11 protein-coding genes and 1 pseudogene are annotated in these 13,046 nt (G+C 68.3%); 3 read left to right on the top strand and 9 right to left on the bottom strand.

The genetic code is table 11. The annotated features are described in order from the left end of the window. Nucleotides 1–1,283 (bottom strand): right-handed parallel beta-helix repeat-containing protein (locus G3N93_RS21825; RefSeq protein WP_241026650.1); only part of this gene is annotated, 1,283 nt, incomplete at its 3' end. Nucleotides 1,284–1,906: 623 nt separating this feature from the next. On the opposite strand from G3N93_RS21825, the gene G3N93_RS21820 reads away from it, so the two are divergent. Together G3N93_RS21820 and G3N93_RS21815 are read left to right on the top strand one after the other, a co-directional pair. After that, nucleotides 1,907–2,644, top strand: coding sequence for a sulfite exporter TauE/SafE family protein (locus G3N93_RS21820; protein ID WP_174985574.1), 738 nt, complete (start codon nt 1,907–1,909; stop codon nt 2,642–2,644). Nucleotides 2,645–2,836: 192 nt separating this feature from the next. Continuing rightward, the gene (locus tag G3N93_RS21815) at nt 2,837–3,778 is read left to right on the top strand and encodes a LysR substrate-binding domain-containing protein (protein WP_174936910.1); all 942 of its coding nucleotides are present in this window, start codon (nt 2,837–2,839) and stop codon (nt 3,776–3,778) included. A 158-nt stretch (nt 3,779–3,936) separates the two neighbouring features. Here the strand turns inward: G3N93_RS21815 and G3N93_RS21810 are convergent, their stop codons facing one another. From G3N93_RS21810 to G3N93_RS21800, 3 genes are read right to left on the bottom strand one after another with little or no spacing between them, the layout of a single operon-like run. Then, nucleotides 3,937–5,127 (bottom strand): NAD(P)/FAD-dependent oxidoreductase, encoded by a 1,191-nt coding sequence (locus tag G3N93_RS21810; protein ID WP_206133934.1) that lies wholly within the window; start codon nt 5,125–5,127, stop codon nt 3,937–3,939. Next, nucleotides 5,124–5,294: a rubredoxin gene (locus tag G3N93_RS21805; protein ID WP_048250728.1), complete on the bottom strand. Its 171-nt coding sequence runs from the start codon at nt 5,292–5,294 to the stop codon at nt 5,124–5,126. The genes G3N93_RS21810 and G3N93_RS21805 overlap by 4 nt, the downstream gene beginning before the upstream one ends. Nucleotides 5,295–5,313: 19 nt before the next feature. After that, nucleotides 5,314–6,369: an aromatic ring-hydroxylating dioxygenase subunit alpha gene (locus tag G3N93_RS21800; protein WP_206133933.1), complete on the bottom strand. Its 1,056-nt coding sequence runs from the start codon at nt 6,367–6,369 to the stop codon at nt 5,314–5,316. 420 nt (nt 6,370–6,789) lie between these two features. Here G3N93_RS21800 and G3N93_RS21795 point away from each other — a divergent pair, with 420 nt between their 5' ends. Beyond that, nucleotides 6,790–8,169 (top strand): amino acid permease, encoded by a 1,380-nt coding sequence (locus G3N93_RS21795; RefSeq protein WP_174945899.1) that lies wholly within the window; start codon nt 6,790–6,792, stop codon nt 8,167–8,169. 83 nt (nt 8,170–8,252) lie between these two features. On the opposite strand, the gene G3N93_RS21790 is transcribed toward G3N93_RS21795, so the two are convergent. The 5 genes and pseudogenes from G3N93_RS21790 to G3N93_RS41655 all read right to left on the bottom strand — a co-directional run. Beyond that, nucleotides 8,253–8,831, bottom strand: a complete 579-nt coding sequence (locus G3N93_RS21790) for an NnrU family protein (RefSeq protein ID WP_174936903.1) — start codon at nt 8,829–8,831, stop codon at nt 8,253–8,255. Nucleotides 8,832–9,136: 305 nt separating this feature from the next. Continuing rightward, nucleotides 9,137–10,243 (bottom strand): TfoX/Sxy family protein, encoded by a 1,107-nt coding sequence (locus G3N93_RS41660; RefSeq protein WP_307873423.1) that lies wholly within the window; start codon nt 10,241–10,243, stop codon nt 9,137–9,139. Further along, on the bottom strand, nt 10,153–11,262 hold the full coding sequence (locus tag G3N93_RS21780; protein ID WP_174945897.1) for a malate/lactate/ureidoglycolate dehydrogenase: 1,110 nt from the start codon (nt 11,260–11,262) through the stop codon (nt 10,153–10,155). The genes G3N93_RS41660 and G3N93_RS21780 overlap by 91 nt, the downstream gene beginning before the upstream one ends. Nucleotides 11,263–11,337: 75 nt before the next feature. Then, nucleotides 11,338–12,792 carry a M20 family metallopeptidase gene (locus G3N93_RS21775; RefSeq protein WP_174936897.1) on the bottom strand — a complete coding sequence of 485 codons (1,455 nt, stop codon included), beginning with the start codon at nt 12,790–12,792 and terminating at the stop codon, nt 11,338–11,340. Between the two features lie 80 nt (nt 12,793–12,872). Next, nucleotides 12,873–13,046: pseudogene (locus G3N93_RS41655) on the bottom strand (2-nitropropane dioxygenase); the annotation flags it as partial.

The following is a 13,046-nucleotide window of genomic DNA, read 5'->3' as shown; positions in this document are numbered from 1 at the left end:
GCCGCGGGCGCGCCAGTCGCCTGCATCAGGCTCGTGCGCACCGCCGGCATCCCCGACATCACCGCGCCGCCGGCCGGAATCGTCCCGGACGGCGAAGCGCCGATCGGCGGCGCCAGCGCCACGCCACCCAGCGAATTACCGTACGCGACGCTATCGGCGGCCGGGCAGTTGTTCGTCTGCAGCCACCCCGGCATGCCGGCGATCGACGCGAGCGCCGTGTCGACCACCGCGAAATGGCAGACGTTCCCCAACGCCCGGAAGCCGGCATAGCCCGAGCCCGATACGCGGTTGCCCTTCACGACGACGTACGACACCGTCCCCGACCAGGTATCGAGCTCGATCGCGGCCTGCTGGGTCGGCTGCAGGCCGTTGTTCGCGTTCGTGCCGTCCTGGATCGCGCCGACGACGTTGTTCTCGATCAGCACGTCCGACACGCCGTAGGTCTTCCAGCTATCCTCCTGCGCGACCAGGATGCCGGCCGCCTTCTGCACACCGTTGACGGAGTTGTTCGAAATCGTCACGGTCCGCCCGCCGACCACGGAGATGCCGCGCCCCCAATAATTGCCCGACACCGTATTCCCGTCGATCAGCACGTTGGCGCTGAGGCTGCCGTCGGCCTGATAGCTGACGACGGCGATCAGGTCGTCGCCGGTGTCCTTCACCGTGTTGCCGCGCACCAGCACGTTGGTCGAGCCGTGGGTGGTATGGATGCCGTCGGCGAGCGTCGCCTGCACGGTGTTGCCCACGATCGCCACGTTGCTGCCGCCGTATATGAAGATCCCGGCGCTGGCACCCCCCTGGATCGTCACGCCGAGCACCTGGACGCCGGTGCCCGTCACCTCGACCTTCGTCGATGCGGGCGTCGTCAGCCGCGTCGTGCCCGTGCCGACCAGCGTGACGCCGACGAGCGTCGACCCGCTGCCGCTCATCACGATGGTCTGATCGGCCGGGTTGGTCGCGACCAGCGTTGCGCCATAGCCCGAGATCACGACGTTCGCCTTGGACACCGTCAGCGACCGCCCGACGGCGTATCGTCCCGGCGCGAGCACGAGGCGCTGGCCCGGCTGCAATGCATCGAACGCGGCCTGCAACGCGTCGGCCTGGTCGCCTCCGTTCGCCGTCGGCTGGACGGTCACGGTCGGAAGCGCCGGCGCGCTGCGCGACGGGTACGCGTGTCGCGTGCCGCCCGGCGTGTAGGCGGCCGCCGGCGATGCGGCGAAACATGCGGTGCAGATCAGGCAGACGGCCGTACCCGAGCCGATCTCGCGAAACGACTTTCTCATGGTTGTTCTCTCACGCCCGTTCGCCCGCGACGACCGGCCAACGGCTGACGGTCGCGGGGCGTTCGAGCAACGGCGATGGTTCGGCGCGTGGCACACGCGGCGTACCATCCCGACTGCGACATTCATTTGCTCCGCCGATACGGCGGAGCAACGGCAACGAAGCGCCGTCGCGTGGCCGCGATCGACACCCGGTCGCCTGTTCGCCCGCCGGCGCCCATGCGTGTCCCCCGAGGAAAGGCGGTCCGATTCCGACGCGCCGGCACCGCGTGGCCGGAATCGAACCCGTCAACAGGAACTGCGTTCCCGAGCGCACCGGACGCCGGCTGACCCCCAACCCTGCCGGTTCTTTCCCGCCGCTCATCAACCAGTCTATTTCGCGCGCATCATTCGACAATCCGACATTGGCCGCGCGACGTCGTAAGACCGCCCGTCCGGTCGCCCGGGCCGTCATCGACCTTGGTCGCGGGCGGTCCGGCACCGTCGCCTGCGCCAGCCGGGAAGGCCCGCAACGACACCGCAATCGCACCAGTTCACGCCGCCGCCCGTCCTGCATTACCATCGGGCGTTCGCCGCGCCTGCCCGCCTCCGGCAGGCAAACCCCGACACCTTCCGCTCCCGCTCCGATGCTCGCTCTCGTCATCCTCGCCGGCCTCTGGGCCGGACTGCAGAACACCCTCGCCGGCGGCGGCTCGTTCGTCACGCTGCCCGCGCTGATCGTGTCGGGCATGTCGCCGCTCGCGGCGAACATCACGTCGACGGTCGCGCTGTTTCCCGCGCAGGTCACGACCGGCTGGGCGAGCCGCAACATGGTGCGCGGCGTCGGCAAGCTGTCGTTTCGCGCGATGTTCTTCATCAGCGTGGTCGGCGGTGCGCTCGGCGGGCTGCTGTTGCTGAAAACCCCTTCGTCGATCTTCTCGCGCCTCGTGCCGTGGCTCGTGCTGTTCGCGACGATCGTGTTCGCGTGGGGCAGCTTTTTCCGCAAGCCGAGTGAAGGCACGGCCCACCTCGGCACCGTCCCCGCCGCGCTCTCGCAGTTCATGATCGCGATCTACGGCGGCTACTTCGGCGGCGGGCTCGGCTTCCTGATGATGGCCGTGCTGACGATGGCCGGCCTGTCGCCGCGCCACGCGATGTCGACGAAGAACGCGCTCGCGGGCGTGATGAACGCCTCGGCCGTCGTGCTGTTCCTGACGTCGCCGCACCTGCACTGGGACAAGGCGCTCGCGCTCGGCGGCGGCGCGATCGTCGGCGGGCTGCTCGGCACCTGGGCGCTGCATCGCGTGAACGAACGCGTGCTGCGGATCGGGATCGTCTGCATCGGCGCGGTGCTGACCGTCGGGTTGTTCGTCAAGCCGATCTGACGCGAACGCGTCGCGCGCACCGCACCGGCTGCCATTCCGGGGCCATGACGGCACGGACATAGACGCGATATCCGATCCGTTATGAAGTCCACCGCGCAAGGCCCGCTCGCGCGGCTCCGGATATCCGCTCGATTGACGGTCGAAATATCGCTACGTATACATCGGGGCACGATATCCCCACCGGCAGCCCGCATGTCCCGATACGTCATCGACGCGCATCTTCTGAAGATCCTTCACACGCTCATCACCGAATCGAGCGTCTCGCGAACCGCCGTGTTGCTCGGCCAATCGCAACCGACCATCAGCGTCGCGTTGCGCCGGCTGCGCGCGATCACCGGCGATCCGCTGCTGGTGCGAAGCGGCAGCCGGATGGTGCCGACCAGTCACGCGATGACGCTCGTCGAGCCGCTCGACCAGGCGCTCGCCGGCATCGCCGCCGTGCTGAATCCGGCCAGCACGTTCAATCCCGCCACGACGCACCGCACCTTCCGGATCGGCTCCCCCGACTATCTCGACGTGTTCTTCCTGCCCGCGATCGTCGACGCGTTCAAGCAGGAGGCGCCGGGCGCGCGCATCGAATTCCAGCACCTGATGACCGTGGACGGCGGGTACGAACACGCACTCGAAAGCGGCTCGCTCGACCTGGCGGTCGGCAACTGGAGCACGCCACCTCAGCAGCTGCATCTGCAGCCGCTATGCCGCGACGACCTCGTGTGCGTGATGCGGGACGATCATCGGATCCGGCGCGGCCAGCTCACCGCGGACGTCTACCGCGAAGCCGACCATCTCGGCGTGACGACCCATCACGCGACCGGGCTCGGCACCATCGATCGGGAACTCGCGCGCGGCGGCCTGTCGAGAAACGTCACGACGACGATGCCCTATTTCGGCATGGCGCCTTACGTACTGATGCGCTCGAACCTGTTGTTCACGACGACGCGCACGCTCGCAACGCACTTCTGCAGCCTGCTGCCGCTGCGCATCGAACCGATTCCGTGCGAGCCGCAGGCGTTGACCTACTACCAGCTCTGGCACGACCGCACGCATCGCAGCGCAGCTGCCGTCTGGCTGCGGCGACTCGTGTCCGGCGTCGCGAAGAAACTGGTGCCGGAAATCGCGCGCCGTCCGCATTGAAAAGCAAAAAAGCCGCGAGCCGAGGCTCGCGGCAATGAACGGACGGCCCCGCATGCTGCGTGCGGGACGCGTCCGCGACAGGGGTCGGTCAGCGAAGAAGCTGCCTGTCGATGGCGCATCTGGAAAGGCGCCATGTCGGGATCGACGCGGGCCGCAGGCTAGGTCGCTGCGTCAGCGGCCATCGTCTTCAGCAGCGCGGCTTTTTCCGCCGTTGCCGCGTCGAGCAGTGCAAAACCCGTGATGCGCCCGGAGTCGGGATCCGCGCAAAGCGCGCGCGTCGCACGCGGCGCGTCACCCACGCCGACCTCCGTGGTCCAGCGGCCACCACCGTCCGCCGTGACGACCACGGCGGGGATCGCCGGCGTCTTGACGACGATCGGCATCACCGGAAACGCCACGCGGGTTGGCGTGCCACGCAAGCCCTGCGCGAGTGCGCGCGCCGCGTGCATGATCGGCAACACATACGGCCGGACCCGCCCTTCTATCGCCGCGCAGTCGCCGAGCGCGAAGATGTCCGGTGCGCTCGTGCGGCACCCTGCGTCGGTCACGATGCCGTCCGCGACGTCGAGCCCCGCGTCCCGCGCCAGTGCCACTCTCGGCACGAGCCCGATCGCCGATATCACGAGGTCGGCCTCGAGGTGCCCGCCGTCCGTCAGCGCAAGCCGGTCCCCGCGTGCGAGACGCGCGATCGAGCGCACGCCCGTGCCGAGCCGCAGGTGCACGCCCGCGTCGCTCAGCGCATGGCCGAACACGCGGCCGGCCTCCGCCGGCAGCAATCGCGACAGCGGCGCGTCGGCGGGGTCGATCACGGTCACGGTCAGCCCCGCCGCGATCAGATCGTTCGCGAACTCGCAACCGATCAGCCCCGCGCCGAGCATCGCGACCGAGCGGCAGTCGCGCAGCCCGCCGCGAAACCGCGCGTAGTCGGCCAGGTCGTTGATCGACAGCACGTCGGCCGCGCCGTCGCCTTCGCAGGGCACGCGCCGCGCATCGGCACCGGTCGCCAGGACGAGCGCGCGATAACGCTGCGTACTCCCGTCGTCGAGCACGATCTCGTGTTCGTCGGCGCAAATCCGCCGCACCGCGCAGTGCGTCCGGATGGTTGCGTGCAGCTGCTCCGCCATCGTCCGCGCATCGGACATCGCGAGCTGCTCGGGCGTCTTGCGTTGCGCGAGCGCGTTCGACAGCGCCGGCTTCGAATAGAAGCTGCCGTCGTCGCGGCTGATCATCACGAGCGGCGTGTCGCCGTCGAGCTTGCGCCATTCGCGTGCAACCGTATAACCCGCGAGGCCCGTGCCGACGATGACGACCGGATCGCCGCGGCTGTCTGACGTTTCATTCGTGCTCATGCCGCCACCACCTGCATGTCGAAATCGTGCTTGCCGGTCGCGCAGTCGGGACACATCCAGTCGTCCGGCACGTCTTCCCAGCGCGTGCCGGCCGCGATCCCGTGCTGCGGCAGGCCTTCAGCCTCGTCGTATCGAAACCCGCAGATCACGCATTCCCAGATCTTCATCATGGCTCCCGTGCGCCGCTCAGCGCGCATAAGACTGGCCAAGCCCGATCTCGCCGAGCGCGCGCCGGTATGCACCGGACGAGCGATCGGCCAGGATCGGCGCTTCGTGCGAATGGTCGATCGGCAAGTCCTCCGGGCACTGCTGCTCGACGATCTCGCGATCTTCCTCGAATACCTGGCGATTGAATTCATACACGTCATCGAGCGGCAGGTCGTGATCGAAGTTGCGCGCGATCGGCACGAACAGGCGCGTCAGGCGGGCGGAAACCGGGCTGGCCGCGTTCAGGATCGCGAGCCGGCCGCCTTCCGGAAAATGCACGGTGAGGCGCGCGAAGAACGGCACGTCGACTTCGAACACGCGCCGCCACGGAAAGCCCTCGGGTGCGCGATGCTGCATCGACTTGGGGAAGTTGCTGACCGTGCTCACATACTCCGCGTGCAGGCCGTTCTCGCGCCGCTCCACCGAGTACTGCGGCACGACCGGATTGCGGCGGTCGGCAAAGCTCTCGTGATGAATCCATGCGAAGTGCGCGACGTCGATGAAGCCCTCGGTCTGCCGGCCGGCCGACGCGCGGATGTCGATCGACGGCGGCAGGATCTGCTGGAAGCCTTCCGCGTTCCACGCGGGGAAATCCGGCAGCGGCAGCTCGCCGCCGCCCAGCGACACCCATACGAGCCCGTAGGCCTGCTGCGCCGCATAGGTCGTCAGGCACAGGCGCTCCGGAATCGGGCCGTCGGGCTGCGACGGAATGCGCACGCACTTGCCGTCCGCCGCATATTCGAGGCCGTGATACGGGCACACGAGCCGATCCTCGACCACCCAGCCGCGGCTCAGCGGCGCGCCGCGGTGCGGACATACGTCGCGTGCCGCGACGATGGCGCCGCCGGACCGGAACAGCACGATGCGTTCGTCGAGCAGCGTCACGGCAAGCGGGCGGTCGCCCACCTCGGTCGCGAACGCGACCGGATGCCAGTAGCGGCTCAGGATGTCCCAATCGCGCACGTCGAACGTGCAATGGCGGGGCGGAACCGGTGCGCGTGACCGAGTCAACGGCACGACCTGGGTATGCGTCATTCGTGTCTCCATGGAAGCGTTGTCGTCGTCGCGGCGACCGTCGAACCCGAGACGTTGCCGCGTGGAAACAACGATATCGGGAGACCGGCGCCGCTCCCATCGCCGCGCTTTCATGTAGTTCATGTCGACGCGGGCATGGACGAGCCGGCAATTGATGAGCAAACCGCAAGACGTCTTTCGCATATCTCGTTTGCCGTGACGGCGGTGTCCGCCCACAATCCGGGGTTGTCGTCGTCATCGCCCTCTCGCGGGCACCGACCGGCACTTCGCGGCCGCCATTCCGATTCACCGCCGGCGGCCCGGCACATCGCGTCACACACGCTCCCTCGACATCGGCGCCCCTTGCGGCGGCAGAACGCTTGCCGCCGCGCTACCCGATGCGTTCCCGGCCAACGGGCCAACAATAACTAGAGGTAGGAGATGCAGGACAACTCGTTGAGGCAAAGCCTCAAGCAACGACACATCACGATGATCGCGCTTGGTGGCGTGATCGGCGCGGGCCTGTTCGTCGGCTCCGGCGCCATCATCGCGACCGCCGGCCCCGCGGCGATCCTGTCGTACCTGATCGGCGGCGTGATCGTCACGCTGGTCATGTTCATGCTCGGCGAAATGGCCTCCCGCAATCCCGACAGCGGATCGTTCTCCACCTACGCGAGCAGCTATCTCGGCGAATGGGCCGGCTTCGCGGTCGGCTGGCTGTACTGGTTCAAGTCGATGATGACGATCACCGTCGAGGCGATCCTGCTCGGCGCGATCCTCCACGATTTCCTGCCGTGGCTGCCCGTGTGGGGCGGCGCGCTGTTCATGCTCGTCACGCTGATCGCGAGCAACGCGTACTCGGTGCGCTCGTTTGGTGAAGCGGAATACTGGCTGTCGTTCGCGAAGGTGACGACGATCATCATCTTCATGGCGCTCGGCGCATCGATCCTGCTCGGCTTCCAGCCGCGCATTCCCGCACCGGGGCTCATCAACCTGACGGATCACGGCGGCTTCATGCCGAACGGCATTTCGCCCGTGCTCGCCGGCGTGATGGTCGTGATCTTCTCGCTCGGCGGCAGCGAAATCGCGGCCGTTGCGGCCGGCGAATCCGAGAACCCGAGCAAGAACGTGATCCGCGCGATCAAGAGCGTGATCGTGCGCGTGATGGTGTTCTACGTCGGCTCGGTGTCGATCCTGATCCTGTGCATGCCGTGGACCGACAAGGCCAACCTGAAATCGCCGTACGTGTCGCTGTTCAGCATGGCGGGCTTCACGAGCGCGGCCGTCGCGATGAAGCTCGTGCTGTTCGTGTCGTTCATGTCGGTGATGAACTCGTTCCTGTTCTCGAACTCGCGCATGCTGTTCTCGCTCAGCCAGCGCGGCCACGCGCCCGCGATGTTCGGCCGGACCAACGCGAAAGGCGTGCCGATGAACGCGCTCGTGCTGTGCCTGGCGATCTGCGTATCGATCCTCGGCATTCACTTCGTGAGCGGCGGCGACCTGTTCCTGATGCTCGCGAAAAGCAGCGGCGCGTTTGTGATGATCGTGTGGATCTTCATCATCGTCGCGCACTTCGCGATGCGCCGGCAGGAGAAGCACGCACCGCGCGATCCGCAGGCGTTCCGCGCGTGGTTTTATCCGGTGTCGAACTGGATCGCACTGCTGGCGCTGGTCGCCGTGCTCGGCTCGCAGGCGTTCAACCCGGATTCGCGCTTCCAGTTCTGGTTCACGGTATTGACGGCGCTCGCGATCGTCGCGGCGTATTTCGTGCGCCGCAAGCCGGCGCAACTCGGCGACACGGCCGGCGCGAAGGCGCGCTGACCGTTGCCCCGGAGGGGCGAGCGGCGCGCCGGTCCGCCGCCGCCCGGTCGCTCACCTTCTCAGGCGCCCAACTTCCCGGCTGCTCAGCCGAACGGCCGCACGCCGATCAGCCAGCCGTGCAGGAACAGCGCGAAGACGGCCCACACGACGAGCCCGGCCACGATCGCCACGACGTCGCCCGACAGCCTGCCCGCCGGATAGCGCACGCCATCGCGGCGGTCACGCGCACGCCACACGACGAAATCGACGAGCGCCCACACGAAGAACGCGCCGAACAGCACGACTGCGTGCAGCGTGCCGTTCGCGAGCAGGTGCGCGATGGCCCACACCGCCACGCCGGCCACCATCGGATGGCCGACGAGCGTCTTGATGCGGTTGCCGGGCACGTAGGACGCGGCGATCAGCACGAATGCGATGGCGGTCAGCATGCCGGTGAGGTGGCGCACGCCGACGGGCGACACCCACAGCAGCGTCGCGCCCTGGCGCGCGATGCCGTAACCCCAGATGATCAGCACGAAGCCGACGATCGACGCGATCGCATAGGGGCCCTTCCAGCCTTTCTCGCCGATCCGCTCGATCATCGCTGACCGCCAGCCGTCCGCGACGATCCGGATCGAGTGCACACCAAGGAAGATCGCTAAACCGAGAATCAGGACGAGCATCGGCTGTCTCCGTCTGGAATGATGAGTGGGGAAGCATCCCGCGCGACGTACGATGCGCCGTTCGCGGGGCCGGCGGCGAGGCCGGCTCAGGTCGCGCCAGGCACGGGTGCAACCCGCGCCGATCATAAACGCCGAGGCCGCTGTTGTGAAGCATGGGGGATGTGCGGTGCGGCACGAGCTTGACGGATTCGTGACTGTGCGCCCCGGCCGCCCTTGCGCTGGCCGGCTCACGTCGCGTGCATCGCCAGGCGACGGCCGGGCCGACAAAACGGAAATCGCGCGGCTTTCGCTTCGCGCGACCCGCACTATGTTTGCTTGCGCTTCGTCGGGGATTTCGCTGCCGGTTTCGACGTCGGTTTGGCTTCCCGCACAGGCACCGGCTTCGGCGACGCCTTTGACGCCGGTTTGGTGACTCGTTTCGATACCTGCTTGGCTTCCTGCGCGGGCACAGGCTTTGGCGACGTTTTCGACACCGGCTTGGCGACTCGCTTCGATGCCGGCTTCGCTTCCTGTACCGGCACTGGCTTCGGCGACGCTTTCAATACCGGCTTGGCGGCCCGCTTCGATCCCAGCCTGGCCTCCTGCGCGGATGCAGGCGTCGGCGACACTTTCGACGCCGGTTTGGCGACTCGCTTCGATGCCGGCTTCGCTTCCTCCGCCGGTGCAGGCTTCGGCGACGCTTTCAATACCGGCTTGGCGGCCCGCTTCGATCCCAGCTTGGCGTCCTGCGCGGGCGCAGGCTTCGGCGACACTTTCAACGCCGGCTTGGCGACTCGCTTCGATGCCGGCTTCGCTTCCTGTACCGGCACTGGCTTCGGCGACACTTTCGACACCGGCTTGGCGGCCCGCTTCGATCCCAGCCTGGCCTCCTGCGCGGGCGCAGGCTTCGGCGACACTTTCGACACCGGCTTGGCGCCTCGCTTCGACGCCTGCTTCGCTTCCTGCACCGGCCTCGCTATCGATGCCGTCCTCGCCTTCCGCTTCGGCGGCCCCGCCAGCAACGCCGCGCGATACGCGCTGCGGCACCAGTCGAACAGCGCGCCTGCGTCCTCGAGCACGTCGGCCGGCGCCTCGTAATAGCCGTCGAGCGAAACCGTCCGCGTGGGCCGCTCGTACGAGAACGGCCCCATCCCCGCCGCGACGAACGCCGGACGGTTCACGTCATCCACACGCAGGAACAGCGACCCGCGCGACATGAAGCCGAACATCACGCCGTCGAGCCGCATCGCCGCACCGCTGAAGAACCGCACGACCGTCACGTTGCCGAGCGGCGCGAGCTGATACGCGATCTCCTCGCCGTGCGCCTTTTCCGATTGCCAGCTCATGCGGATGCCGTACAGCGCTGCGTCCACCCGTCGAGCTCGGCGTCGTCGAAGCCGACCGCCGCCGCGCTCTCGCGAATCTGCCGCCACGTCGCGCGATCGACCGGAATGCCGCCGGCGCCGCGCGCCGCGCGGCTCGCCTCTTCCGGCTCGCCCGGCACCTGCACCGGTGCGTCGCCGGCCTGCGGCGACGCCTTCGCCCATGCGACGAACGCATCGGCTTCGCGCTCGGCGTCGGCCGCATCGAACGCATTCGGATCGATCAGCACCGACAGCATCCCGTTGACGATCGCGCTCGTCTTCTGCAGCGTGTCGCCGTAGGTCGTATGCCCGCCGACGAGCGCACCGCCGAAAATCTCGCACATCGCCGCCAGCGCGTACCCCTTGTGCAGCCCGAACGGCAGCAGCGCACCGAACGGCTGCTCGTGCATCACGGCCGGATCGTCGGTCGGCTGGCCGCGATGGTCGATCAGCGAGCCGGCCGGCACGCGCTTGCCCTGGTTGTACGCGACGCGCGTCTTGCCGTACGCGATCGCGCTCGTCGCGAAATCGAGCAGCAGCGGCGGCCTGCCCGCACGCGGATACGCGGCGCAGAACGGGTTCGTGCCGAAGCGCGGATCGGTGCCGTGCAGCGGCGCGACCAGCAGGTCGCCCGGCACGTTGACGAAATGGAACGACACAAGCCCCGAGCGCGCGCACTGCTCGGCCCAGTGCCCGATACGGCCGAGGTGATGCACGTCGCGCAGCCCGATCGCGCAGATGCCCATGCGTCGCGCGCGGTCGATCCCTTCGACCATCGCCTCGAACGCGATCACCTGGCCGAAGCCGCGCCCGCCGTCGATCGTCAGCACCGCGCCGCCGTCGCGGACGATCGACGCGTGCCCGTTCAACTGCAACTGCCCTTCCCGCCACGACGCGACGTAGTTCGGGATCATCCCGATCCCGTGCGAATCGTGGCCCGCGAGATTCGCGCCGACCAGGTGATCGGCGACGAGCGTTGCCTCGCGCTCGCTGCTGCCGGCTCGTTCCCAGAGTGCCGCGACGAATGCATGCAGCGGTTCGGCGCGCATGCGCAGCGGTTCGGTATCGGGCGTCGGCAGTGCGGTCATCGGCAAGGTTCCGTCACATCGGGTTGGACAGTTGTCACGCCAAGCGCCAAGCGCCGAGCGCTTGGCGCTTGGCGATCAGCGCGCGGTCGCGATCACGTCCGCGACCGCCGCCGTCAGCTTCTTCGCATACGGCACGTGCAGGAATTCGTTCGGGCCGTGCGCGTTCGACTTCGGCCCGAGCACGCCGCACACCATGAACTGCGCGGACGGGAAACCTTCCTGCAGCACGTTCATCAGCGGAATCGTGCCGCCGAGGCCCATGTACGCGCAGTCGGCGCCGAAGTGGCGACGCGACGCGGCATCGAGCGACGACGCAAGCCACGGCGCGAGATCCGGTGCGCTCCAGCCGGTCGCGGCACCCGCGTCCGGCTTGAACGTGACCTTCGCGTTGTACGGCGGATCGAGTTCGAGCAGTGCCTTCAGCTGCTGCACGGCCTGCGCGGCGTCGACGAGCGGCGGCAGGCGCAGCGACAGCTTGAACGCGGTGCGCGGACGCAGCACGTTGCCCGCATCGGCGAGCGCCGGCAGGCCGGCCGCGCCGGTGACCGACAGCGACGGACGCCACGTCGAATTCAGCAGCGCCTCGCGCGGATCGGTCGTGGTCGGCAGCACCGGCTTGCCGTCCGCGCCGCAGGCCCACGGCAGCCCCTTCCATACGGCGTCGCCCAGAATCGAAGCGGCCGCTTCGGCTTCGCGCACGCGGCTGTCGGGAATCTCGCAATGGAACTCGCCCGGCAGCAGGTTGCCGTTCTTCGCATCTTCAAGGCGTTCGAACAGCTGGCGCATCACGCGGAAGCTCGACGGCGCGATGCCGCCGAAGACGCCCGAGTGCACGCCTTCCTCGAGCACCTCGACCTGCAGGTCGCCGGACACGAGCCCGCGCAGCGACGTGGTGAGCCACATCTGGTCGTAGTTGCCGGCGCCCGAATCGAGGCACACGACGAGCGACACCTGGCCGAGCCGGTCGCGCAGCGCGTCGACGTACGGCAGCAGGTCGTAGCTGCCCGATTCCTCGCAGGTCTCGATCAGGCCGACGCAGCGCGGCCGCTCGATGCCCTGCTCGTCGAGCGCGCCGAGCGCCGCGAGGCTCGCGTAGATCGCATAGCCGTCGTCCGCGCCGCCGCGGCCGTACAGCTTGCCGTTCTCGTACTTCGGCGTCCACGGGCCGAGGTCCGCGCGCCAGCCGTCGAATTCGGGCTGCTTGTCGAGGTGGCCGTACAGCAGGATCGTGTCGGTGCTGCCCGAACGCGTGGCGGGCGATTCGAAGAAGATCACCGGCGTGCGGCCCGGCAGGCGCACGATCTCGAGCTTCAGGCCCTTCACGGGCTGCCGCTCGGCCCACTGCGCGGCATCGGTGACGACGCGCTCGAGATAGCCGCGCTTCGCCCAGTCGGGGTCGAATGCGGGGCTCTTGGCGGGGATCGCGATGTAGTCGGTCAGGGCGTGGAGGATTTCATCGTTCCACTTGCGCTCGATGAAGGTAACGAGCTTGTCATGGTCGAGGACGGGGGTAGTGTCGACGGAGGTCATGGTGGGGGTGCCTGGATCGGGCTGACGAAAACCCAGATGATACGCCGATGCTCCCGCGCCGGCGCCCCCTTCCCGGTGGTTCAGACCGCCTGCGGGAACGCGTCGCGCAGCCCCGCCGCGCACGCCAGTGCGTCGCGCCACAAGCGTTGCGTCAGTTCGCCCGCATCCTCTTCGCGCGCAAGCGCCGCGGCCTCGCCCGACCACAGCAGCGAGAAGTCGTCGCGCCCCTGCCGCTCGAACGCGCCGCAGGGGCA

This window comes from Burkholderia sp. Se-20378, assembly GCF_017104665.1.
In the GTDB taxonomy this organism is placed as follows: Bacteria; Pseudomonadota; Gammaproteobacteria; order Burkholderiales; family Burkholderiaceae; genus Burkholderia; species Burkholderia lata.
The sequence above is the reverse complement of the archived record's forward strand: the minus strand, read 5'-3'. Positions and strand labels throughout refer to the sequence as shown.

What these genes read in the sequence shown, in the direction of transcription:
- G3N93_RS21810 (WP_206133934.1), bottom strand. Translation starts at nt 5,127, where the DNA reads ATGAGCACGAATGAAACGTCAGACAGCCGCGGCGATCCGGTCGTCATC.
- G3N93_RS21815 (WP_174936910.1), top strand. Translation starts at nt 2,837, where the DNA reads ATGTCCCGATACGTCATCGACGCGCATCTTCTGAAGATCCTTCACACG.
- G3N93_RS21795 (WP_174945899.1), top strand. Translation starts at nt 6,790, where the DNA reads ATGCAGGACAACTCGTTGAGGCAAAGCCTCAAGCAACGACACATCACG.
- G3N93_RS21800 (WP_206133933.1), bottom strand. Translation starts at nt 6,369, where the DNA reads ATGACGCATACCCAGGTCGTGCCGTTGACTCGGTCACGCGCACCGGTT.
- G3N93_RS21805 (WP_048250728.1), bottom strand. Translation starts at nt 5,294, where the DNA reads ATGAAGATCTGGGAATGCGTGATCTGCGGGTTTCGATACGACGAGGCT.
- G3N93_RS21820 (WP_174985574.1), top strand. Translation starts at nt 1,907, where the DNA reads ATGCTCGCTCTCGTCATCCTCGCCGGCCTCTGGGCCGGACTGCAGAAC.
- G3N93_RS21780 (WP_174945897.1), bottom strand. Translation starts at nt 11,262, where the DNA reads ATGACCGCACTGCCGACGCCCGATACCGAACCGCTGCGCATGCGCGCC.
- G3N93_RS21790 (WP_174936903.1), bottom strand. Translation starts at nt 8,831, where the DNA reads ATGCTCGTCCTGATTCTCGGTTTAGCGATCTTCCTTGGTGTGCACTCG.
- G3N93_RS21775 (WP_174936897.1), bottom strand. Translation starts at nt 12,792, where the DNA reads ATGACCTCCGTCGACACTACCCCCGTCCTCGACCATGACAAGCTCGTT.